Origin of the sequence: Pseudomonas sp. RW407 (assembly GCF_003176655.1) — a bacterium.
Taxonomy (GTDB): domain Bacteria; phylum Pseudomonadota; class Gammaproteobacteria; order Pseudomonadales; family Pseudomonadaceae; genus Pseudomonas; species Pseudomonas delhiensis.
This window is the reverse complement of the sequence record NZ_QGSL01000029.1, coordinates 857,382-880,341: the sequence shown is the minus strand read 5'-3', so window position 1 is coordinate 880,341 and position 22,960 is coordinate 857,382. Positions and strand designations below refer to the sequence as shown.

The window sequence follows — 22,960 nt, the reverse complement described above, 5'->3', positions numbered from 1 at the left end:
TGCGCATGAACCCACCGGCCTTCTACGGTGCGGCGGCGCTGATCCTGCTGTTCGTCGTCCTGGTCATCGGCTTCCCCGTCGAGGCCGGCCAATGGCTGCTCGACGCCCAGGCCTGGGCCGCCGCCAACGTCGGCTGGTACTACCTGCTGGCGATGACGCTGTACCTGATCTTCGTGGTGGTCACCGCGCTTTCCGGCTACGGGAAGATCAAGCTCGGTGCCGACCACGACGAGCCGGAATTCAGCTACCTGTCCTGGGCCGGCATGCTGTTCGCCGCGGGCATCAGCATCACCCTGTTCTTCTTCTGCGTGTCCGAGCCGCTGACGCACTTCCTGCAGCCGCCCCAGGGCGCGGCCGGCACCGCCGAGGCGGCGCGCCAGGCCATGCAGCTGCTGTTCCTGCACTGGGGTCTGCACGGCTGGGGCGTGTTCGCCCTGGTGGCCATGGCCCTGGCCTACTTCGCCTACCGCCACAACCTGCCGCTGGCGTTGCGCTCGGCGCTGTACCCGCTGATCGGCAAGCGCATCAACGGGCCCATCGGCTACACCGTGGACTGCTTCGGCATAGTCGCCACCGTGTTCGGCCTGGGCGCCGACATGGGCTTCGGCGTGCTGCAGCTCAACGCCGGGCTCGACTACCTGTTCGGCGTCGCCCACAGCCACCCGGTGCAGATGACCCTGATCGCCCTGATGATGGGCGCGGCCATCGCCGTGGCGGTGTCCGGCGTGGACAAGGGCATCCGCCTGCTCTCCGACATCAACATGCTGCTGGCCTGCGCCCTGCTGCTGTTCGTGCTGTTCACCGGGCCCACCCAGCACCTGCTCAACACCCTGGTGCAGAACATCGGCGACTACCTCGGCGCGCTGCCGACCAAGAGCTTCGACCTCTACGCCTATGGCGAGGGCGGTGACTGGCTGGGCGGCTGGACGGTGTTCTACTGGGCCTGGTGGATCGCCTGGGCGCCCTTCGTCGGCCTGTTCATCGCGCGCATCTCCCGCGGGCGGACCATCCGCGAATTCGTCTTCGGCGTGCTGTTCATCCCCCTGGGCTTCACCCTGGCGTGGATGTCCATCTTCGGCAACAGCGCCCTGGAGCAGGTGCTGAACCATGGCGCCGTCGAACTGGGCCGGGTGGCCGTGGCGGAGCCGTCGATGGCGCTCTACCAACTGCTGCAGGGCTACCCCGGCAGTCGCGCGCTGATCGCCGTGACCGTGCTGGTCAGCTTCGTGTTCTTCGTCACCTCGGCGGATTCCGGCACCGTGGTGCTCTCCACCCTCTCCGCCCGCGGCGGCAGCGCCGACGACGACGGCCCGAAGTGGCTGCGGGTGTTCTGGGGCCTGGCCACCGCGCTGGTCACCGGCGGCCTGCTGTTCGCCGGCAGCATCGACGCGCTGAAGTCGGCGGTGGTGCTGACCTCGCTGCCCTTCTCGCTGATCCTGCTGCTGATGATGTGGGGCCTGCACAAGGCCTTCTACCTGGAATCCCAGCGCCAGCGCGCGCGCAGCCACTCCCTGGCGCCGCCGCTGGCGGCCAAGGCCGGCGGCTGGAAGCGGCGTATCTCCCAGGCGGTGCACTTCCCCACCCGCGACGAGGTCTACCGCTTCCTGGCGGACGTGGTCGGCCCGGCCATGGCCGAGGTGGCGGAAGTGTTCCGCGACAAGGGCCTGCAGGTAGACGCCGACCTCGACCCGGGCAACCTGGAGCTGAGCCTGGAGATCGGCCACGGCGAGCAGCACCCGTTCTACTACCAGGTATCGATGCGCGGCTACTTCACGCCGTCCTTCGCCCGCGCCGGCATGGGCGGCCTGCACCTGAAGAACCGCCGCTACTTCCGCGCCGAGGTGCACCTGGCCGAGGGCAGCCAGGACTACGACCTGATGGGCTACGGCAGGGAGCAGATCATCAACGACATGCTCGACCAGTACGAGCGCCACCTGCAGTTCCTGCACCTGGTGCGTTGAACGGCGCGCCGGTGACGAGGGGCCTGGCAATTGTCAATTGATAGTGATTATCATTGGCATACCTTCCTTCAGGCCCTTCCCATGCCGGCGACCGCTCTCGACCCGCAGCACGCCCTGCACCATCTCTACAACGAACACCACGGCTGGCTGCACGGCTGGCTGCGGCGCCGCCTGGGCAACGCCTGCGATGCCGCCGACCTGGCCCAGGACACCTTCGTCCGCGTGCTGCGCGCGCGCAACGCCGGCGAGATCCGCGAGCCACGGGACTACCTGGCGACCATCGCCAAGGGCCTGATGATCGACCACTTCCGCCGCCGCTCGCTGGAGCAGGCCTACCTGGAGGCCCTGGCCAGCCTGCCGGAAGACGAGCAGCCCTCGCCGGAAACCCAGGCCCTGCTGTTCGAGGCATTGATGGAGATCGACCGCCTGCTCGACGGCCTGGGCGCCAAGGTCAAGCGCAGCTTCCTGCTGGCCCAGGTCGAGGGCCTGACCTACGCCGAGATCGCCGAGCGCCAGGGCATTTCCCTGCGCACGGTGAACAACCACATGGCCAAGGCCATGGAACACTGCTGCCTGATGCTGCCATGAGCGCCCCCAGCGAGGCCGAACGCCAGGCCATCCGCGCCGCCGCCCAGTGGTACGCGCGCCTCTACTCCGGCCACGCCAACGACGCCGACCAGAGCGCCTGGCAGCACTGGTACGCCGCCAGCGCCGAGCACCAGCGCGCCTGGGCCCGGGTGGAACAGGTGCGCCAGCAGTTCGCCCGGGTGCCGGGCCAGTTGGCCGGGCCGACCCTGGGCGCCCGCGGGCTGTCGCGCCGCCAGCTGCTCGGCGGCCTGGGCAGCCTCGGGCTGGGCCTGCCGCTGGCCTGGCTGGCCTGGCGCGACACACCCTGGCAGGCCTGGCTGGCCGACTACCGCAGCGCGGTGGGCGAGCGCCGCGAAGTCACCCTGGCCGACGGCTCCTCGCTGACGCTGAACACCGACAGCGCGGTGGACGTGCTCTTCGACCCCGAACAACGCCTGTTGCGCCTGCTGCGCGGGGAAATCTTCGTCAGCACCGCGCCGGACCCCAGCGGCAGCGCCCGCCCCTTCCGCGTGGAGACGCCCCAGGGCCGCATCCTCGCCCTGGGCACCCGCTTCAGCGTGCGCCTGCTCGACGACCGCACCCGCGTCGCCGTGCTCGACAAGGCCGTGGAAGTCCGCCCCCGGGCCGCGCCGCAGCGCAGCCGCATCCTCCACGGCGGCGAGCAGCTCGACCTCGGCGCGCTGGACCTCGGCCCGTTGCGGCGCAACGACGCCAACACCGCCGCCTGGCTCGCCGGCAGCCTGATCGCCGTGGACCGCCCGCTGGGCGAACTGCTGGAGGAACTGGGCCGCTACCGCAGCGGCGTGCTGCACTGCGATCCGCGGATCGCCGGGCTGAAGGTCTCCGGCAACTTCCCCATCGGCGATACCGAGCTGGCCCTGGCCGCCCTGGAATCCGCCTTCGGGCTGCGCATCGTGCGCCACTCACGCTTCTGGGTCAGCGTGCAGCCGCAGGCCTGAGACCAGGGCCGGAAAAAATTTTCCCCGCCCTTGCACTTTTTTCCGCCCTCGCCCGGCCCCCTCGTATTCCGGGCCATCTGGCCCAACTTGGGGGAGTCCACATGAACCGCAACACCGTCGACCCGGCACCGGCCACCGCCAGCCGTTCACTCCACAAACCGCTGGCCCTGGCCATCGCCCTGGCCCTGGGCGCCGGCGCGCTCGCCGCCGCTAGCGCCCAGGCCGCCGAAGCCGTGCGCTACGACATCGCCGGCGGGCCCCTGGCGGAAGTGCTCGGGCGCTTCGCCAGCGCCGCCGGGGTGGCCCTGTCGTTCGACGCCACGCAACTGCGCGGCCGCCAGTCCGCCGGGTTGCACGGCAGCTACGACGTCACCGGCGGCTTCGGTGCGCTGCTCGTCGGCAGCGGCCTGCAGGCCGAGCCCCAGGCCAACGGCAGCTACGTGCTGCGCCCGCTGCCCACCGACGGCGCCGTGGCCCTGTCGGCCAGCACCATCACCGCCAGCCTCGGCGCCGAGGCCCTGCCCCCCGCCTACGCCGGCGGCCAGGTGGCCAGCGGCGCGCGCCTGGGCATGCTGGGCAACGCCGACCTGATGGACACGCCCTTCAGCGTCACCAGCTACACCGCGCAGACCATCGAGGCGCAGCAGGCGCGCAGCGTCGCCGACCTGCTGGTGGCCAACGACCCGTCGGTGCGCGTCATCGGCGGCCGCGGCGACCTGGTGGATACCTACGTCATCCGCGGCTTCGGGGTGAACAACGCCGACGTCGCCTTCAACGGCCTGTACGGCGTGCTGCCCTACTGGCGGGTGCCGATCGAGTTCGCCGAGCGCGTGGAGGTGCTCAAGGGCCCCACCGCCCTGCTCGGCGGCATGTCCCCCGGCGGCAGCGTCGGCGGCACCATCAACCTGGTGCCCAAGCGCGCCGAGGACCAGCCGCTGACCCGCGTCAGCCTGGACTGGACCGACCGCTCGCAGGTCGGCACGCACCTGGACATCGGCCGCCGCTTCGGCGAGGGCAACGCCTTCGGCGTGCGCTTCAACGGCGTGTACCGCAACGGCGACACCGCCATCGACCACCAGAGCCGCGAGTTCCCGCTGCTGGCCCTGGGCCTGGATTTCCGCGGCGAGCGCCTGCGCCTGTCCAGCGACCTGCTGTACCAGAAGGAAAGTCTGGAGGGCGTGGTGCGCCCGGTGATCACCGGCACCGCCACCAGCATCCCTCACGCACCGGACTCCAAGACCCGCTTCGGCCTGCGCGATTCCTACCTGGACCAGGAGGACTACTCGATCGTCAACCGCGGCGAGTACGACCTCAGCGACCACCTCACCGCCTTCGCCAGCGTCGGCGGACGCCAGAGCGACTACGAGACCATCGCCGCCAACAGCATCCTCAACGGCAACCAGGGCGACGTCATCAACAGCCTGGCGCGCCAACGCGCCGACCGCCGCACCTACTCCGGCGAGGCCGGGGTGCGCGGCGACTTCGACACCGGCCCCGTGCGCCACGACTGGACCCTCAGCGCCAACCGCCTGCACGAGCGCGTGGGCATGGTCTACGTGTTCACCGGCATGCAGCCGGGCAGCCTCTACGAGACCTCGCCGCACACGCCGATCCCGGACTTCTCCAGCCTCGACGGCAACATCCCGAAGACCAACGAAACCGACCTCTCCGGCGTGGCCCTGGCCGACAAGCTGTCGATCCTCGACGAGCGCGTGCAGTTCACCGCCGGCGTGCGCCGGCAGACGGTGCAGTCGAAGAACTACGCGCCGTCCAGCGGCGAGCGCACCAACAAGTACGACGAACACGCCTGGACACCGATGTTCAGCCTGCTGGTCAAGCCGCTGGACGAGCTGTCGCTGTACGCCAACTACATCCAGGGCCTGAGCCAGGGCGACACCCCGCCCTCCACCGCGGCCAACGCCGGCCAGGCGCTCGCACCGTACAAGGCCGAGCAGTACGAGGTCGGCGCCAAGTACGACCTGGGCGGCTTCACCACCACCCTGGCGCTGTTCGAGATCAAGAAGCCCAACGCCTTCCTCGACGCCGACAACGTGTTCCGCGCCGACGGCGAGCAACGCAACCGCGGCATCGAGCTGAGCCTGTTCGGCGAACTGACCGACGACCTGCGCGTGCTGGCCGGCGCCAGCTACATCAAGGCCGAGCAGAGCAAGACCGCCAGCCCAACCAGCGAAGGCAAGGACGCCCCCGGCGTGCCGCGGCGCCAGGCCAACCTGGGGCTGAGCTGGGACACCCCATTCGTCCAGGGGCTGACCCTCGACGGCCGCTGGATCTACACCGGCGAGGCCTACCTGGACACCACCAACGACCTCAAGGTGCCGCACTGGAACCGCGTCGACGTGGGCGCCAGCTATGCCTTCCAGGTCGCCGGCAAGCCACTGGTGGCGCGGGCCAACCTGGAGAACCTGCTGGCCAAGGACTACTGGACCGCGTCCAACGGCTACATGACCGTCAGCTCGCCGCGCACCCTGTCGCTGTCGCTGACCGCGGACTTCTGAGGCGCCCATGACCGCGAAAGCCCTGCGCACCTGGTACCTGGTGCACAAGTGGACCAGCCTGGTGTCCACGCTGTTCCTGCTGCTGCTGTGCCTGACCGGCCTGCCGCTGATCTTCCACGAGGAGATCGAGCACACCCTGGAACCGCACCCCGAGCTGAAACCGCTGACCGCCGAGTCGCCGCGCATCGACTACGACGACGTGGTGGCCCGCGCCCTGGCCGCGCGCCCGGGCGAGGTGGTGCGTTTCGTGGTGTTCGACCCCGACGAGCCGCTGGGCGCGGTGATCACCGCGCCCACCCTGGTGCCGCCGCCGGACATCGGCCACGTGCAGCCGTTCGACGCGCGCACCGGCGAGTTCTTCGACCCGGAGCCGCCGCCCGGCGGCTTCATGTACCTGATGCTCAAGCTGCACACCGACCTGTTCATGGGCCTGCCCGGCTACCTGTTCCTCGGCTTCATGGGGCTGCTGCTGTTGGCCTCGCTGGTGTCCGGGGTGGTGGTCTACACGCCCTTCATGCGCAAGCTCGACTTCGCCGCGGTGCGCACCAGACGCAGCCGCCGGGTGAAGTGGCTGGACCTGCACAACATGCTGGGCATCGTCACCCTGGCCTGGGTGCTGGTGGTGGGGGCCACCGGGGTGATCAACACCCTGGCGCTGCCGATCCTCATGCTCTGGCGCAGCGACCAGCTGGCCGAGATGACCGCGCCCTACCGCGACGCGCCGCCCATGGCCGACAACGGCTCGCTGCACAAGGCGCTGCAGACCGCCCAGGCGGCGGCGCCGGACATGACCATGAGCTTCATCGGCTTCCCCGGCACCCAGTTCAGCAGCCAGCACCACTACGCGGTGTTCATGCACGGCGCCACGCCGCTGACCAAGCGCCTGCTCAAGCCCGCCCTGGTGGACGCGCAGACCGGCGAGCTGACCGACATCCGCGAGATGCCGCTGTACGTGAAGACGCTGTTCCTCTCGCAGCCGCTGCACTTCGGCGACTACGGCGGGCTGCCGCTGAAGATCGTCTGGACGCTGCTCGACCTGGTGGCCATCGTCGTGCTCGGCAGCGGCCTGTACCTGTGGTTCGCGCGGCGCAAGACCATGGAGAAACGCCTGGCCGACCTGCGGGCCGGGCACCTGGCCGCGGAGGGCGAGGCATGAAGCGCAACTTGTGGATAGTGTTCCGCTGGCCCCTGGCGCTGGCCGTGCTGAGCCTGGTGGGGCTGGTTTCCGCGCTGGTCGGCGACGGCCCCTGGGACGCGCTGTCCTGGTTCGCCCTGGGCATTCCCCTGCTGGTGATCCTGGCGGCGCTGGCCCGCGCCCGCAGGCCGTCGCCATGAACCCGATCTACAGCGACCGCGCCCTGCGCCTGTGCGGCTACGCCGGGTTGCTGGCCGCGGTGTTCTGGATGATCGGCGACGCCGGCCTGCTCGGCGCCCGGGCCAACCTCGCCGACTACCCGCCGCTGCAGGACTACCTGTCGCGGATCAGCTTCGAAGGCCTGGACTACATGCTGCCCAACAGCGAGCCGCGCCTGGCCTTCGGCGCCCTGGTGGCGGTGCTGGCCATGCCGCTCTACCTGCTCGGCGCCTGGCACTGGTTCCTGGTCGCCCGCGGCCAGGGCTGGATGGCCTGGACGCTGTTCGCCCTGCTGGTCTGCGGCAACGCCTACTCGCCGCTGGGGCACGCCGCCTTCTACCACCTGGGGATGGTCTACAAGACCCTGCTGCTGGTGCCGGCGGACGCCCACCCGGCGCTGCTGGCGCTGGGCGAGCAGTTCCATCGCCTGCTGATGATCGCCTGGGTGGCGGCGGTGGGCGGCCTGGTGGCCGGGCTGGGCGTGCTCACCCTGGCCATCGCCTGTGGGCGCACGCGCCTGCCGCGCAGCAGCGCGCTGCTGCTCAACCCGCTGAGCCTGGGCGCACTGGGCCACTTCGCCCCCGCCGTGCTGGCGGAGCCGCTGGGCACCTGGCTGCGCGGCGCCGGCATCAACATCGGCTGGTTCGTCGCCTACGCCTTCTCCAGCCTGTGGTTCGCCCGGCGCGGGGCTCAGAGGCTGTAGGGCAGGCGCACGCCGACGTCGTCGGCGGGGAAATCCCGGGTGTTGCGGGTGACCAGCAGGCGCCCCTGCACCTCGGCGCTGGCCTTGATGATGGCGTCCGGCAGCTTCACCCGCAGGGCCTGGCGCACCGCCACGGCACGCTCGGCGACGGACGCGTCGAGCGGCACCAGGGCGAAGCTGTCGAGGAAGGCACGGGTGGCCGCGGCGGTGGCGGGCGTTGCGCCGATCATCACCTCCATCCAGGTGACGATGCTGATGGCCGGGTCATCGTGGCGGCGCAACTCGTCGCGGGCCTGTTCGTGGCCGTTGAGGTAGTCGATGAGGATGTTGGTATCGAACAGCGCCTTCACCATTCCTCGCGCACCTTCCGCTGGTAGGCCAGGCCGTCGCCGGCGCTGCCGTTCCACAGGCCGAAGGCGGCCTCGGCATCCTGCCGGCGGTGCCGGACCAGGTACTCGGCGACCGCCTCGCGGATCAGCGCGGCGCGCGATTGCTGCTGTTGCTCGCCCAGGGCATTGAGCGCTTCGAGGTGTTCGGCGGGGATGTCGACGAGGGTGCGCATGGCGTCCTCCATATGTGATATCGATAACATATATCACACATCCCCGATCGACCAAGCCTCCGTTTGTATCAGCGTTTGCCCAGCACCTGGCGGTGGAACAGCACGCAGACCACCACGAACACCAGCAGCCCCAGCCACTGCGCGGTGTCCTCGAAACCGGCGCCGACCAGCGCCAGGGGCGCGTCCTTGCCGCTGGTGCCGATCAGCGCGGCGAGCAGGATGCCCATCAGGCTCTCGCCGACGATCAGCCCCGAAGCCAGCAGCACGCCGCGGCGGCGCGGCAGCTCGGCGTACTTCTCCTCGTTCACCCCGGCGGCCTGGGCGCGCTTCTTCAGAGCGCTCTCCAGCAGCCAGGCGAGCACCGCGCCCACCACCAGGGTCATGCCGATGGTCGGCGGCAGGTAGATGCCCAGGCCCACGGCGAGCACCGGCAGGCTGGCCTTGCCGGTGCGGCGCAGGAGCACGTCGACGAGGATCAGGGCGATGCCCAGGGCCACGCCGATGAGGATCATGTTCCAGTTCAGCGCGTCGTGGAAAATCCCGCTGGCGATGGCGGTCATCAGCGTCGCCTGGGGCGCGGCCAGGGCTGCGCCGGGGTCCATGCCCGCGCGCGGCAGGGCGTTGGGGAAGCCGTAGGCGTTGTACAGCAGCTCCAGCACCGGCGGGATCACCAGCGCGCCCACCAGGCAGCCGACGATCAGCGCCACCTGCTGGCGCCAGGGCGTGGCGCCGACCAGGTAGCCGGTCTTGAGATCCTGCAGGTTGTCGTTGGAGATGGCGGCGATGGCCAGCACCACCGCGGTGGTGAACAGCGCCAGGGCGATCGCCAGCTTGCCGCCCTCGCGGTCGAGGAAGTCGGCCTCCAGCGAGCCGACGCCGAGGATCAGCAGCGACACCAGGATCACCGCGATGATGCCGATGCCGGAGATCGGGCTGCTGGAGGAGCCCACCAGGCCGGCCATGTAGCCGCAGGCGGCGGCGATCAGGAAGCCGAAGAAGAAGGCGAACACCACGCAGGTGGCCACCAGGCCCCAGAAGGCGAAGCCGGCGAGGTCCGGCGCGGCCTGGCCGAGGAAGTAGGCGAAGACCACGAACAGCGCCACCAGCAGGACCGCGGCGATGGCCAGGATCCAGGCCGCCGGCATGTCGCGCTCGGTGCGCAGGTCGCTGGCCTCGGCGCGCCCGCTGATGGCGCTGAGCGAGGCCCAGACGCCCTGCACCATGGGCTTGAACAGGGTGGCCAGGGTCCAGAGCGCGGCCACGCCTATGGTGCCGGCGCCGAGGAAGCGCACCTGGCTGCTCCACAGCTTGCTGGCCAGCTCCGGCAGGCCCTGCCCGGCGGCCAGGGTGCTGTTCACGGTGAGCAGCGGCACCGCCACGCCCCAGGCGATCACCACGCCGATGAGAATGGCGATGCCGGCGGTGATGCCCATCAGGTAGCCGGCGCCCACCAGCGCCAGGGAGAAGCCGGTGGACAGGCGGAACGCCGCCTGGCCCGCGGTGAGCCAGAAGCTGAAGCCCTCGGCCAGCAGCTTGAAGCCACTGCTGAACAGGCTGAACAGCGCCGCCACCACGCCGCCGGCGAGGATGTCGCGCAGGCCCGGCTTGCCGGCGTCGCCCGCCTGCGGGTGCTCCTCCTCATGACTGCCGACGCGGAGAATCTCCGCCGCCGCCACGCCTTCGGGGTACGGCAGGCTGCTCTGCACCACCATCACCCGGCGCAGCGGGATGGTGTAGAGCACCCCGAGGATGCCGCCGATGGAGCAGATGGCCGCCGTCTGCCAGAACGGGAAGCCGGCCCAGTAGCCGATCATCAGCAGGCCGGGGAGGATGAAGATGATCGAGGACAGGGTGCCGGCGGCCGAGGCCTGGGTCTGCACCATGTTGTTCTCGAGGATGTTCGAGCCCGAGAAGTAGCGCAGCACCGCCATGGAGATCACCGCGGCGGGGATCGACGAGGCGAACGTCAGCCCGACCTTCAGGCCCAGGTAGACGTTGGAGGCGGTGAAGACGACGGTGATGAGGGCGCCGAGGATGAGCCCGCGCAGGGTCAGTTCGGCCAGGTTCGATTCGTCCGGAATCCGTTCGAGCATGGAAGGCAGTCTCTGGAAGTCAACCTGCCAAGCTTAGGCCAGAGCGGCGCGCGCGCCCACGTCGCGGAATGTCGCCCAGGCGACGGAGCCCGTTTTTCGTAGGAGCGAGCTTGCTCGCGAACCGCCCTGGCACGAGGCGGTTCACGCCCACCACGCCGAATGCCGCCCACGCAACGGCCCCCGCTTTTCGTAGGAGCGAGCTTGCTCGCGAACAGCTTCGGCATGAGGCGGTTCGCGAGCAAGCTCGCTCCTACAAGGGCAAGGGTTGGCGTGCGGGGGTCAGAACGGCTTGTCTCCAAGGATGGTCGCGCGGTGCATCACCCGGCGCTGCGGGCGGTAGTCGTCCACCGCGTAGTGCTGGGTCACGCGGTTGTCCCAGAAGGCCACGTCGTTCTCGCGCCAGCGCCAGCGCACGGTGAACTCCGGGCGGGCGACGTGGGCGAACAGCAGGTCGAGGATGGCCCGGCTCTCGGCCGCCGACAGTTCGTTGATGCGGGTGGTGAAGCCGTCGCTGACGAACAGCGCCTTGCGCCCGGTGACCGGGTGGGTGCGGACCACCGGGTGCGAGCGCGGCGGGTTCTTCGCCCGCGCCTCTTCCAGGCGCGCCAGGTCGGCGTCGGTGGCGCCGAAGCGCTCCTGGGGGAAGGACTTGCTGATGTCGTGGGTGGCGGTCAGCCCGTCGAGCAGCGCCCGCAGCGGCCTGGACAGCGCCTCGAAGGCGGCGATGCCGCTGGCCCAGAGGGTGTCGCCGCCGTAGGGTGGCAACTGCTTGGCGGCCAGCACCGCGCCCAGCGCCGGGGTTTCCAGGAAGGTCACGTCGGTGTGCCAGATGGCGTTGTCGCGCACGTCGGTGACGGCGGTGTCGAGCACGATCACCTCGCGCTGCTCGGGCACACTGGGGTAGATCGGGTGGATGTGCAGGTCGCCGAAGCGCGCGGCGAAAGCGGCCTGCTGCTGCGGCGTCAGGGGCTGGTCGCGGAAGAACAGCACCTGGTGGGTGAGCAGGGCCTGCTCGATGGCCTGTTGCTGGGCGTCGTCCAGGCTCTGGCGCAGGTCGATGCCGGAGACCACGGCGCCGAGGGCGGGGCTGAGGGGTTCCAGGGTCAGGGTGGTCATTTCTTTTCTCTCTCGTGTTCTGTGTGGGAAGAGCACCCTCTCCCCAGCCCTCTCCCTGAAGGGAGAGGGGGCCGTTCGGTGTATCCGTCGAGCGCCGAGCTAGCCGGCGACTCCGATCAGTCCCCTCTCCCGCTTGCGGGAGAGGGTTAGGGAGAGGGGCTCTTGCTCTGGCTCTACAGCCCTACTCCCAGGAAGCGAACCGCCGCTGCAACCAGCGCAGGCTCACCTCGAACGCCAGCGCGATCCCAGCAATCAGCAAAATCCCCAGCACCACCACATCGGTCGCCAGGAACTGCGCCGCCGACTGCACCATGAAGCCCAGGCCGCGGTTGGCGGCGATCAGCTCGGCGGCCACCAGGGTCGACCAGCCCACGCCCAGGGCGATGCGCAGGCCGGTGAGGACTTCCGGCAGGGCGCTGGGCAGCACCACGTGGCGCACCACCTGCCAGCGGTTGGCGCCCAGGCAGCGCACCGCCTGGATGCGCGACTTGTCCACGCGGCGCACGCCGGCGGCGGTGGCGATCAGCAGCGGGGCGAACAGCGCCAGGTAGATCAGCAGCACCTTGGACAGCTCGCCGATGCCGAACCAGATGACGATCAGCGGCAGGTAGGCCAGCGGCGGGATCGGCCGGTAGAACTCCACCAGCGGGTCCAGCGCAGCGCCCACCAGCGGGTTGAGGCCCATGAGGATGCCCAGGGGGATGGCGGTGAGCACCGCCGCGCCCAGGGCCAGCAGCACGCGCAGCAGGCTGGTGCCGATGTGCTGCCACAGCGTGGCGTCGACGTAGCCTTCGGCGAGCACCCGCTGCAGCGCTTCGTAGAGCTGCTCGGGGGCCGGCAGGAACAGGGTGTCGACCCAGCCGAAATGGGTGGCGAACCACCAGAGCGCGGCCAGCGCGGCTATGCTCCCGGCGGCGGCCCAGCGCCTCGCGTCGCGCGGGCGGGCAGGCTTGGCGCGACGGCTGGCAGGCAGCTTGGCGCTGAGGGTGTCAGTGGGCATGTTCGGCCTCCGGTTCTTCCAGGAACTCATCCAGCAGCGCCTGGCGCAGGCGGCCGAATTCAGGGTCGGCCTTGATCGAGCGCACCGGCTCGCCGGCCGCGTAACGCCGCGCGAAGTCCGGGCGCAGGCGCTTGACGATGCGCGCCGGCGGGCCGTCCATGACCACCAGGTCGGTAGCCAGGAACAGCGCCTCGTCGACGCTGTGGGTGATCAGGAACAGGCCCTTGCCGGTCTTGCGCCACAGCTCCAGGGTCAGCACCTGCATGCGCTCGCGGGTCAGCGCGTCGAGGGCGCCGAAGGGCTCGTCGAGCAGCAGGAAGTCCGGCTCCACCGCCAGGGCGCGGGCCAGGCCGAGGCGCTGGCGCTGGCCGCCGGAAAGCTGCGAGACGCGGTAATGCGCATGCTCCTGCAGGCCGACCAGGGCCAGCACCTCGCGTGCGCGGGCCTCGCGCTCGGCGCGGCCCAGGCCGCGGATGCGCAGGCCCAGGGCGACGTTGTCGAGGGCATCCAGCCAGGGCATCAGGGCGTCGTCCTGGAACACCACGCCGCGTTCGCCACCGGGGCCTTCGAGGGTCCGCCCGTCGATCTGCACGCGGCCACGGTCGGGCTTCTGGAAACCGGCGAGGACATTGAGCAGGGTGGACTTGCCGCAGCCCGAAGGGCCGAGCACCACCAGGGACTCGCCCTTGGCCACGTCCAGGGTCAGTTCATGCAGCACGCGCCGGGTCTGGCCATGCTGCTCGAAGGAGAGGCTCACCGCCTCGGCCGTCAAACGGCTCATGTTTCTGCCCTCCGTAGGGTAAGAAGGAATGCTGGGCGCTTCGCACGTTGCGCTCTTCGCTCTTCGTAGGAGCGAGCTTGCTCGCGAACCCGCTTCACACCACACCTTCCCCGTCATCCCCGCGAACGCGGGGATCCAGAGTCTCTGGGTTCCCGCGTTCGCGGGAATGACGAGGTGGAGGAAGGTGCCGGGCTGTTCGCGAGCAAGCTCGCTCCTACAGGGAGATCGAGCAGGCCGGCGCGATCAGCGCTGCCCCACCTGCACGCTCTCCGCCTGGCGCACGTACTCCGCGCTGACGTAGGGCGAGTAGTCCTTGAGCACCGAAGGCACGCGCTTCTGTTCTTTCAGGAAGGCCGCGGTCCCGGCGATGTCCTTGGCGGTGCCGCCACCGAGCAGGGCGCTGGAGAGCTGTTCCTTCGTCTCCGGGAAGGCGCTGCCGGCCAGCAGCTCGGGCACGTCCTCGGGGGCGGCGCCGGTCAGCCGGGCGATCTTCTTCGCCTGTTCGGAGTCGGCGGTCCACTGGGCCTTGTGGGCGTTGTAGTCGGCGAAGGAGTCGAGGGTCACGCGGGCGAACTTGGCCAGCACCTCCGGGTGCTTCTCGGCGAAGTCCTTGCGGGCCACCCAGACCTCGAAGGTCGGCGCGCCCCACTTGCCCACTTCCGCGGCGTCGGTCAGCACCTTGCCGCTCTTCTTGATCTCGCCCAGGGCCGGGGACCAGACGAAGGCCCCGTCGATGTCGCCGCGACGCCAGGCGGCGGCGATCTCGGTGGGGTTGAGGTTGACGATCTTCACCTTGGTGGGGTCGATCTTCCAGTGCTTGAGCGCGCCCAGCAGGCTGTAGTGCGAGGTGGACACGAAGGGCGTGGCGATGGTCTTGCCGACCAGGTCCTCGGGCTTCTCGATCTTGCTGCCGTTGCGCACCACCAGGGCTTCCGCCGCATTGATCTGCGCGGTGACGATGAAGGCCACGATCGGCAGGCCGCGGGAGGTGGCGGCGGCCAGCGGGCTGGAACCGAGGTTGCCCAGCTGCACGTCGCCGGAGGCGATGGCGGCGACCACTTCCGGGCCGCTGTTGAAGCGGCGCCAGTCGAGCTTCTCGCCGATGGCTTTCTCGTAGGTGCCGTCGGCCTGCGGGACCTTGGTCGGGTCCACGCCGGTCTGGTAGCCGAGGGTGATGTCGGCCTGGGCGATGCCGGCGACGCCGGCCAGGGCGAGCGCGGCCAGCAGGCGGCGCGGGGCGAAGGTGCGTTTCATGGGGTGCTCCTGGAAATGCATTCGGGGCGGCCGGCCGGGCCGTGACGGGCCGCCCCTCGCGGGGCGGCGGGAAATTCGGCTCAGTTGCGCGCCAGGTCCGGCTGCCAGACCTGCACCGCATGGGCGTCCACCGGCTTGGGCAGCAGGCCCTGGGCGTAGAAGGCGTCGGCGATGCGCTGCTGCTCGTCGAGGCCGTCGGCGCGCACCGGCTGCACGTCGTAGCTGCGGCGGGTGTTGGCCTGCTCCACGGTGGCGGCGTCGAGGTTGCCCCACAGCGGGCCGAGCACCTTGGCCGCGTCGGCCGGGTGTTCCTTCACCCAGCGCCCGGTCTTCTGCAACTCGGCGAAGACCTGCTTGAGCACTTCCGGGTGGGCCTTGGCATAGTCGCTGGAGGCCAGGTAGTAGCGCTGGTAACTGGCCAGGCCCTGGCCGTCGGCGAGCACGCGGGCGTGCTGCTGGCGCTGGGCGCTGGCGACGTACGGGTCCCAGGTCACCCAGGCGTCGACCTTGTGGTTCTCGAAGGCGGCGCGGCCGTCGGCGGGGGTCAGGTAGGCCGGCTGGATGTCGGAAAATTTCAGGCCGGCCTTGGCCAGCGCGGCGATCAGCAGGTAGTGGCTGCCGGCGGCCTTGGTCACGGCCACGCGCTTGCCTTTCAGGTCGGCCAGGGATTTCAGCGGCGAATCCTCCGGCACCAGGATCGACTGTGCGGTGGGCGAGGGGGTTTCGCGGGCGAAGTAGGTCAGCTGCGCGCCGGCGGCCTGGGCGAACACCGGCACGGTGTCGGCGACGTCGGCGGACAGGTCGACGTTGCCGACGTTGAGCGATTCGAGCAGCGGCAGGCCGCTGGGGAACTCATGCCAGCTCACCTTGATGCCCTGCTTGCCCAGCTCGCGCTCCAGGGTGCCCTGGGCCTTGACGATGGTCAGCAGGGTGGAGGACTTCTGGAAACCGATGCGCAGGGTACCTTCGGCGTGCGCGCCCAGGGCGCCCAGCAGGGCGGCGGAGGCGGCGAGGCCGACGGCGAAACGGCGCAGGAACGGGCTGCGGGACATGGGTACGGCTCCTCGGGTACGGGGCGGCCGCCTGCAGAGCGAGGACGGACCACGGGACTGGGGTCAGGTGTTCTAGATGAGTCCGGTGGTCCGGTGAAGTGAAGATTACAGCTATAAAAAATCAGAAATAAATAATTTTTAGTTCTTAACTAATATCGCCCGGATTCATCCCGCCATCAGTGCGCAGCCCCCAGCAGCCGGGCCCTCACGCCTTCCGCACGGAGGCTCGCCTGGGCCGCCTGGCGGGCCACCGCCAGGGCCTGGGCGGCGAGGTTGGCGAAGTGGCTGGCGCGGCCGAAGGCCAGCGCCGCGCCCGCCTCGATGCCCTCGTCCAGTTGCAGGGCGGCCTGCTCGCTGAGCACCAGGCCCAGGCCGAGCAGCCGCGACAGTTCCGAGGCCTCGGGCAGGTCCAGGCTGTCCGCGGCCTGCAGCGCCAGGCCCAGGGCGACGTTGGCCTGCAGCAGTTGCGCCAGGCCGTCGCAGAGCACGCGCCTGGGCGTGGCCGCCAGGCCCGGCGGCAGCAGGATGTCTTCCGGGTGCAGTCGCAGGCCCTGGCAGAGGGCGCCGGCGCGCAGCGCAAGGCCCGCCCGGGCGCTGGGCAGCGCAGCCAGCAGGAAGTCGCCGCTGGGCGCGTGCCAGGCGCGCAGCAGCAGCCAGTCGGCCGCCTCGGCGGTGAAGGCGTCCCACTGCGCGCCGTTGACGCGGAAGCCGCCGCGCACGTGTTCTTCCGCCCGCAGCCGCTGGCCGTCGTCCTCGCCCAGCGCGCCCCATAGCGGCTCGCGCAGCAGGCTCAGGTGCAGCAGGCGTTGCAGTTGCTCGCGGCTGCCGAGCAGGCGCACGCGGGTCAGCTGCAGGTGGTGCACGGCGAACAGCCGGGCCAGGCCGCCGTCGCGTTCGCAGAGGTCACGCAGAACCTGCAGGACCTCGCGCCAGGGGCTGCCGCCGCCCCCCAGCTGGGCCGGCAGCGACAGCCGCAGCAGCCCGGATTCGCGCAGGGCGCGGGCCCAGGCGGCGGGGCCGGCGACGGCGCGCTGGAGGAACGGCTCGGCGGGGGCCAGCCGGGACGGGGCGACGCTCATGGGCACCTCGGGACGACGGGATCAGTGCCTGGGCGAATGGCGCGCGGGGAGACTGAAGCGAAGGGGTTCGGCGGCGCCCCGTTGCGCCGCGCGCGAGGCGCGGCCGGGGCGGTACTTAGAACCATATCCAAGCGGTACGGCAAGGTTAAATAACCTTTTTGCCTTAGCTGAGAACCGTCAGGGCTGCCTTTGGCCGACGGTGAGGTCGGCGGGCAGGTGGCGGGCCACTTCGGCGGCGCCGCCGGACAGGCTGAAGTCGAACGCCGGGGTGACGTTCAGCGCCTTGGGCAGCACGCCTTCGCCATGGAAGAAGTCGGCGGCCTTCTGCAGGGTGGCGGCGATGCGCTCGTCGAACACGATGGGGCTGATGCGCGCCTCGCCCACCCAGCGGCGGGTGACTTCCCGGGGCATGTTCAGGTCCTTGGCCAGGGCCGCGGCGAACTCGTCCGGGTGCTGCAGCGCCCAGACCTGGGCGCGCGCCAGGCGCGTCAGCAGGTCGGTGATGGCGGCCTTCTTGGCGGCGATGGCGGCGTCGCTGGCCAGGGCATAGGAATAGCCGGTCATGATGCCCTCGCCGTTGTCGATCACCCGCGCCTGGTCGAGCAGCACTGCGCTGGAGGTGTAGGGCTCCCAGGGCACCCAGGCGTCCACCGAGCCGCGCACCAGGGCGGCGCGGCCGTCCACCGGGCCGAGGAAGGAAAAGGTCACGTCTTCCGGCTTGAGCCCGGCACGGCGCAGCGCACCCAGGGCCATGAAGTGGCCCCAGCCGCCGCGGTTGACGGCGATGCGCTTGCCCTTGAGCTCGGCCACCGAGTGGATGGGCGAGTCCTTGCCCACCACCAGCGCCACGGTCGCCGGGTTGAAGTGCCAGGCGCCGACGGCCTTGAGCGGCGCGCCGGCGGCGTAGACGAAGAGGAACGGGATGTCGCCGGTGAAGCCGATGTCCAGGGCGCCGGCGTTCAGTGCTTCGAGCACCGGGGCGCCGGAGGGGAAGGCGGACAGCTCCAGCTTGTACGGCAGGTTCTCCAGCTCGCCGGAGGCGCGTAGCGAGGCGTAGCGGTCGCCCTTCACGTCGCCCAGGCGCAGGGTGACGGGTTCGGCGGCGCTGGCGGCACCGGCCAGCAGGGTCGCGGCCAGCAGGCCGGCGAGGACACGCAGGGGGGTCTTCATGGGGCAATCTCCAGGCGGCTCCGCACGGAAGCCGGGGGTGGTCTTGGGCTATCCGTTCCGCCGGTGCGGTCGCCGATATTGCCGTCGTTTCCTTCAGGTAATCCCGGGGTTCAGGGGCTCAGCACCGCCCTCCCCGCCGCGATCCAGACGCTGTCTTTCTGCGGTGTGTGCACGCGCCCGCAGAGCACGTCGCGGTAATGCCGCTGCAAGGGGTTGTGGCGGCTGAGGCCGTGGTTGCCGGTCAGCTCCAGGGCTTTCTCGACCACCGCCACCGCGTTGTCGGTGACGCCGACCTTGATCAGCCCCGACTCGCTGGCAGTCAGGCGGTCGCGGCAGGCGGCGTCGAGCAGCAGGCGGTTCTGCAGCAGCAGGCCGTCGATGGCGCCGACCGCCTCCTGCACCCGCGGCAGGCTCGCCAGGGGCGCGCCGAGGCTGGCCGGCACGCGCTCGCCCAGCCACTGCACGAGCCAGTCGCGGGCGGCCCCGGCGATGCCGTCGTAGAGCGCACCCAGCAGCGCCGCGCTGGCCTGGGCGAAGTCGCGCAGCACGGCCTCGTCCGGCACCGGCGGCTGGTCGTGGGGATAGAGGCCGACGGCGTTTTCCAGTGGCACCGGCACGTCCTCGAAAATCACTTCATGACTGCCGGTGGCGCGCATGCCCAGGTGGTCCCAGCTTTCCACGATGCGAATACCGGGGCTGTCGCGGCGCACCAGCCAGGTGCCCACGCGCGGCGTCGGCTCGTCGCTGCGCGCCCACACCGCCAGCCAGGTCAGGCCGGGAATGCCGGTGGTGTAGAGCTTGTGCCCGGACAGCCGCCAGCCGTCGCCCTCGCGGCGGGCCACGGTCTGCGGCAGGCCACCGCGCGAGGGCGAGCCCAGCTCCGGCTCCACCCGCAGGCTGTTGATCAGCGCACCCTGTTCCAGCGCCTCGCGGGCTACGCGGCGCTTCAGCGCTTCCGGCCAGTCGGGGTTGTCGGCCAGGCGCCGCAGGTGCAGGTACTGCATGCACAGCACCAGCGCGGTGGAAGGCTCGCCACGGGCCACGGCGCCGACCACCCGGCGCAGTTCGCCGAGGCTGGCGCCGGGGCCGCCGAGCGCTTGCGGCAGGGCCAGGCCGAGCAGGCCGTGGCGTTGCAGCAGGGCGAGGTTGGCGTGGGGGAAGTCGCCGCTGCGGTCGTAGGCCTCGGCGCTTTCCGCCAGTTGCCGGGTGAGCGCCGGCAGCAGGTCGTTGAGCGCCAGCGGCGGGGTCTGCGGAACGGTCATGGGCTCAGGCCGTGGCACGCCGGCGCTCGCGCTCGGCGACCTTGGCGCGGGTCAGCGGGATCAGCTCGCGGCCGTATTCCACGGCGTCGTTGAGCGGGTCGAAACCACGGATGAGGATGCTGCGCACGCCCAGGTCGTAGTAGGCCAGCAGCGCATCGGCGACCTGCTCCGGGGTGCCGACCAGGGCGGTGGAGTTGTGCCCGCCGCCGACCAGCTTGGCGATGCCGGTCCACAGCCGCTCGTCGATGCGGTCGCCCTGCTCCACCGCCTTGAGCAGGCGCTGGGCGCCGACGCTCTGCGGCTTGCCCTTGGGAAAACCGGCCTCGCCCAGGCGCTCGCCGGCGGTGGCGCGGATCGCCTCGGCCTTGGCCCAGGCCTCTTCCTCGGTGCGCCCGAGGATCGGCCGGAACGACAGGCTGAACTCCACCTCGCGGCCATGCTGCCGCGCCTGCTCGCGCACCGCGGCGATGGTCTCGGCGGCCTGGGCCAGGGGTTCGCCCCAGAGCATGAACACGTCGGCCTGCTTGCCGGCGACCTTCAGCGCGGCCTCCGAAGAGCCGCCGAAGTACACCGGGATGTGCGGCTTCTGCTGCGGGCGGATGGCCGAGAAGGCCTGTTCCACGCGGTAGTGCTCGCCGTGGAAGTCGAAGGGCTCGGCGCTGGTCCAGGTGCGCTTGAGCACCTCGATGAATTCCTCGCTGCGGGCGTAGCGCTGGTCGTGGTCGAGGTAGTCGCCGTCCTTGCGCTGGTCGGCGTCGCTGCCGCCGCTGATGATGTGCACCGCCAGGCGCCCGTCGAGCAGGTGCTCCAGGGTGGCCAGCTTGCGCGCGGCCAGGGTCGGCGCGACGAAGCCGGGGCGGTGCGCCAGCAGGAAGTTGATCCTGGAGGTGGCCAGGCCGGCGGTGGCGGCCACCAGGAAGCCGTCCGGCTGGTCCGACCAGTAGCCGACCAGGATGCGGTCGAAGCCAGCCTCCTCGTGGGCGCGGGCGAAGGCGGCGATGTACTGCTTGTCGAGGATCGGGCCGGCCGGGGCGAGGGTTTCCGAGGCCAGGCGGTGGCCGATCATGCCGAGGAACTGGATGCTCATGGTCTGTGCTCCGTGCTCAGTGGAAGGCTTTGGCGAAGGAGGTGTCGATCACGCTGGCGGTGTCGAAGGCCTTGGGCAGCGCGCCGGTCTGCACCAGGAAGTCGGCGGTGCCCTGATAGTCGGCGGCGGCCTGGCTGTCCACCGGGCCGACGCTCATGCCGGCCTGGCCGATCCAGTGGCGCGACACCGCCTGGTCGAGGTTGGCCTTCTTCGCCCAGATGTCGGCGTACTGCTCCTTGTGCGCCTCGACCCAGGCCCGGGCCTTCTGCAGGCGGCCGAGGAAGTCGGCTATCTGCGCACGCTTGGGCTCGATGGAGTCGGCGTTGGCGGCGATGCTCGACAGCCCCGGCATCAGGTCGCGGGCGGTGAGGATCGGCCGCGCGCCGGAGAACACGATCTGCTGCGAGATGTACGGCTCCCACACCGGGAAGGCGTCGATGCTGCCGCGCGGCAGGGCGGCGGCGGCGTCGATCGGCATCAGTTTCACGAAGTCCACGTAGTCCTTCGGCAGGCCGGCCTTCTCCAGCGCCCGCAGGGTCAGCTGCTGGCTCCAGGCGCCGGGCCAGTAGGCGACCTTCTTGCCCTTGAGGTCGGCGATGGTCTTCACCGGCGAGTCCTTGGGCACCAGCAGGGCGATGGTGTCGGGGTTCTGCCGCGACACGCCGATCAGCTTCACCGGCGCGCCCTTGGCGGCCAGGAAGATGAACCCGGAATCGCCGAGGAAGCCCAGGTCCAGCGCGCCGGCCTGCAGCCCTTCGGCCACCGGCGCGGCGGACTGGAAGTGCTTCCAGTCGACCGTGTAGGGCGCGCCTTCGAGCACGCCCGAGGCCTCCATGGAGGCGCGCACGTTGTAGTAGTTCTGGTCGCCCACGCGCAGCGTCGGCAGGTCGGCGGCCTGGGCCAGGGGCGCGCCCAGCAGCAGCGCGGCGAAGGTGGCGCGCAGGCGTCGTTTCAGGTTCATCGGTGGGGCTCCTCAGCCGGCGCGGCGCAGTTGCGGCAGGCGGGCGACGTGGTCGTGGATGGCGGGAATCAGGCCCTGGCCGTAGCGCACGGCGTCGCCGAGCGGGTCGAAGCCACGGATCAGGAAAGTGGAAACGCCCAGGCGGTAGTACTCGCCGAGGGCGGCGGCGACCTGCTCGGGGGTGCCGACCAGGGCGGTGGAGTTCCAGCGCGCGCCGGTCAGCCGGGCCACGCCGGTCCACAGCCGGGTGTCGAGCACCTCGCCCTGTTGCGCGGCGGCCAGCAGGCGCTGCGAGCCGACGTTCTCGGGCTGGTGGTCGTTGAGCGGCAGGCCCAGGCGGGTGCGGTTCTCGCGCACCTGTTCGAGCACCTCGGCGGCGCGCTTCCAGGCGGCTTCCTCGGTGTCCGCGACTATCGGCCGGAACGACACCGAGAAGCGCGGCTCGCGGCCCTGGGCCTGGGCGGCGGCGCGCACGCGGCGGATATGGCCATCGACCGCGGCCAGCGGCTCGCCCCAGAGCATGTAGGTGTCGGCGTGCTTGGCGGCGACCTCGATGGCGGCATCGGAGGAGCCACTGAAGTAGATCGGGATGTGCGGTTTCTGCCGCGGACGCACGGCCGGCGAGGCGCCCTGGAAGCGGTAGAACTCGCCGGCGAAGTCCACCGGGCCGGTGGCGGTCCAGATGCGCCGCAGGGCAGCGAGGTACTCGTCGGTGCGGGCGTAGCGGCGGTCGTGGTCGAGGTAGTCGCCGTCGCGGGCCAGGTCCTCGTCGTTGCCGCCGCTGACCACGTTGAGGGCCAGGCGGCCGTCGCTGAACTGGTCGAGGGTGGCCAGCTGGCGCGCGGCCAGCGGCGGCGCGATCACCCCGGGGCGGTAGGCCAGGAGGATGCCCAGGCGCTGGGTGGCGGCGGCGACGAAAGAGCTGACCACGGCGCCCTCGGCGGCATTGCTGAAGTAGCCCACCAGCACGCGGTCGAAACCGGCGTCCTCATGAGCCTGGGCGAAGCGCCGGACGAAACCGGCGTCCACCGCGTCACCCAGCGGCTGATCCACCTCGGAACTCGGGGTGGCGGTGATCATGCCGAGAATTTCCACGCTCACTGTGTTGCCCTCGCCTGGGCCGCTGCATAAGGTCGGCGGCTTTCGTTATAAGAAAAACGTCTTGGTGGACGTTGTTCTTAGAAGCTATAGGCAAGCACTTCATGATGGAAATTCATTTTTTGCATATCCTAATATGCTAATTACGCATATTCAGGGTTGAGCAAGTTGCGCGAGGGGGTTTTCGCTTTTGTAGGAGCGAGCTTGCTCGCGAACGGAGTTTTCCGGTCATGCCGGTGTCAGGCATGAGAGCACCCTCTCCCTAACCCTCTCCCTGAAGGGAGAGGGGACCGTTCGGCGTGCTCGGGTATTTCGGCGTTAGCCGGCTACTACAAGGTTCCCGACTGACGCCAAATCCTTTCTC

The 22,960-nt window shown here is 70.4% G+C and carries 21 protein-coding genes; 7 read left to right on the top strand and 14 right to left on the bottom strand.

What is annotated here, in order from left to right; genetic code table 11:
• Positions 1-5: 5 nt before the first annotated feature.
• From betT to DK254_RS04735, 7 genes are all read left to right on the top strand, one after another.
• Entirely contained in the window at positions 6-1,961 is a 1,956-nt protein-coding gene (gene betT, locus DK254_RS04765) for a choline BCCT transporter BetT (RefSeq protein WP_109932623.1), read from the top strand.
• An 81-nt stretch (positions 1,962-2,042) separates the two neighbouring features.
• A complete protein-coding gene (locus tag DK254_RS04760; RefSeq protein WP_089390158.1) occupies positions 2,043-2,549 on the top strand; it encodes a sigma-70 family RNA polymerase sigma factor in 507 nt (168 codons plus the stop codon).
• On the top strand, positions 2,546-3,508 hold the full coding sequence (locus tag DK254_RS04755; protein WP_109932621.1) for a FecR domain-containing protein: 963 nt from the start codon (positions 2,546-2,548) through the stop codon (positions 3,506-3,508). Before DK254_RS04760 ends, DK254_RS04755 begins: the two co-directional genes overlap by 4 nt.
• A 101-nt stretch (positions 3,509-3,609) precedes the next feature.
• Positions 3,610-6,024, top strand: coding sequence for a TonB-dependent receptor (locus tag DK254_RS04750; RefSeq protein WP_109932620.1), 2,415 nt, complete (start codon positions 3,610-3,612; stop codon positions 6,022-6,024).
• A 7-nt stretch (positions 6,025-6,031) separates the two neighbouring features.
• Positions 6,032-7,180 (top strand): PepSY domain-containing protein, encoded by a 1,149-nt coding sequence (locus DK254_RS04745; protein ID WP_109932618.1) that lies wholly within the window; start codon positions 6,032-6,034, stop codon positions 7,178-7,180.
• Entirely contained in the window at positions 7,177-7,359 is a 183-nt protein-coding gene (locus tag DK254_RS04740) for a hypothetical protein (protein ID WP_109932616.1), read from the top strand. The genes DK254_RS04745 and DK254_RS04740 overlap by 4 nt, the downstream gene beginning before the upstream one ends.
• The gene (locus tag DK254_RS04735; protein ID WP_109932614.1) at positions 7,356-8,081 is read left to right on the top strand and encodes a DUF6796 family protein; all 726 of its coding nucleotides are present in this window, start codon (positions 7,356-7,358) and stop codon (positions 8,079-8,081) included. The genes DK254_RS04740 and DK254_RS04735 overlap by 4 nt, the downstream gene beginning before the upstream one ends.
• On the opposite strand, the gene DK254_RS04730 is transcribed toward DK254_RS04735, so the two are convergent.
• From DK254_RS04730 to DK254_RS04665, 14 genes are all read right to left on the bottom strand, one after another.
• Complete coding sequence (locus tag DK254_RS04730) at positions 8,069-8,434, bottom strand: type II toxin-antitoxin system VapC family toxin (protein WP_109932612.1); 366 nt, start codon at positions 8,432-8,434, stop codon at positions 8,069-8,071. The two genes, DK254_RS04735 and DK254_RS04730, sit on opposite strands and share 13 nt — an antisense overlap.
• Positions 8,428-8,643, bottom strand: coding sequence for a CopG family transcriptional regulator (locus DK254_RS04725; RefSeq protein ID WP_089390284.1), 216 nt, complete (start codon positions 8,641-8,643; stop codon positions 8,428-8,430). The genes DK254_RS04730 and DK254_RS04725 overlap by 7 nt, the downstream gene beginning before the upstream one ends.
• Positions 8,644-8,711: 68 nt before the next feature.
• The gene (locus DK254_RS04720; protein WP_109932610.1) at positions 8,712-10,736 is read right to left on the bottom strand and encodes an OPT family oligopeptide transporter; all 2,025 of its coding nucleotides are present in this window, start codon (positions 10,734-10,736) and stop codon (positions 8,712-8,714) included.
• Positions 10,737-11,015: 279 nt separating this feature from the next.
• On the bottom strand, positions 11,016-11,852 hold the full coding sequence (gene tauD, locus DK254_RS04715) for a taurine dioxygenase (protein ID WP_109932608.1): 837 nt from the start codon (positions 11,850-11,852) through the stop codon (positions 11,016-11,018).
• Between the two features lie 181 nt (positions 11,853-12,033).
• Positions 12,034-12,852 (bottom strand): ABC transporter permease subunit, encoded by an 819-nt coding sequence (locus tag DK254_RS04710; protein WP_109932606.1) that lies wholly within the window; start codon positions 12,850-12,852, stop codon positions 12,034-12,036.
• Complete coding sequence (locus DK254_RS04705) at positions 12,842-13,633, bottom strand: taurine ABC transporter ATP-binding protein (protein ID WP_109932604.1); 792 nt, start codon at positions 13,631-13,633, stop codon at positions 12,842-12,844. The genes DK254_RS04710 and DK254_RS04705 overlap by 11 nt, the downstream gene beginning before the upstream one ends.
• A 243-nt stretch (positions 13,634-13,876) precedes the next feature.
• Complete coding sequence (gene tauA, locus DK254_RS04700; RefSeq protein ID WP_109932602.1) at positions 13,877-14,887, bottom strand: taurine ABC transporter substrate-binding protein; 1,011 nt, start codon at positions 14,885-14,887, stop codon at positions 13,877-13,879.
• 80 nt (positions 14,888-14,967) lie between these two features.
• A complete protein-coding gene (locus tag DK254_RS04695) occupies positions 14,968-15,939 on the bottom strand; it encodes an aliphatic sulfonate ABC transporter substrate-binding protein (protein WP_109932600.1) in 972 nt (323 codons plus the stop codon).
• Positions 15,940-16,115: 176 nt separating this feature from the next.
• Entirely contained in the window at positions 16,116-17,018 is a 903-nt protein-coding gene (locus DK254_RS04690; protein ID WP_109932598.1) for an acyl-CoA dehydrogenase family protein, read from the bottom strand.
• Between the two features lie 177 nt (positions 17,019-17,195).
• On the bottom strand, positions 17,196-18,188 hold the full coding sequence (locus DK254_RS04685) for an aliphatic sulfonate ABC transporter substrate-binding protein (protein ID WP_109932596.1): 993 nt from the start codon (positions 18,186-18,188) through the stop codon (positions 17,196-17,198).
• A gap of 110 nt (positions 18,189-18,298) precedes the next feature.
• Positions 18,299-19,450 (bottom strand): acyl-CoA dehydrogenase family protein, encoded by a 1,152-nt coding sequence (locus DK254_RS04680; RefSeq protein ID WP_109932594.1) that lies wholly within the window; start codon positions 19,448-19,450, stop codon positions 18,299-18,301.
• A gap of 4 nt (positions 19,451-19,454) precedes the next feature.
• Positions 19,455-20,537, bottom strand: coding sequence for an LLM class flavin-dependent oxidoreductase (locus DK254_RS04675; RefSeq protein ID WP_109932592.1), 1,083 nt, complete (start codon positions 20,535-20,537; stop codon positions 19,455-19,457).
• A gap of 16 nt (positions 20,538-20,553) precedes the next feature.
• Positions 20,554-21,498 carry an ABC transporter substrate-binding protein gene (locus DK254_RS04670; RefSeq protein ID WP_109932590.1) on the bottom strand — a complete coding sequence of 315 codons (945 nt, stop codon included), beginning with the start codon at positions 21,496-21,498 and terminating at the stop codon, positions 20,554-20,556.
• A gap of 12 nt (positions 21,499-21,510) precedes the next feature.
• Complete coding sequence (locus tag DK254_RS04665; RefSeq protein WP_109932588.1) at positions 21,511-22,578, bottom strand: LLM class flavin-dependent oxidoreductase; 1,068 nt, start codon at positions 22,576-22,578, stop codon at positions 21,511-21,513.
• Between the last annotated feature and the right edge of the window lie 382 nt (positions 22,579-22,960).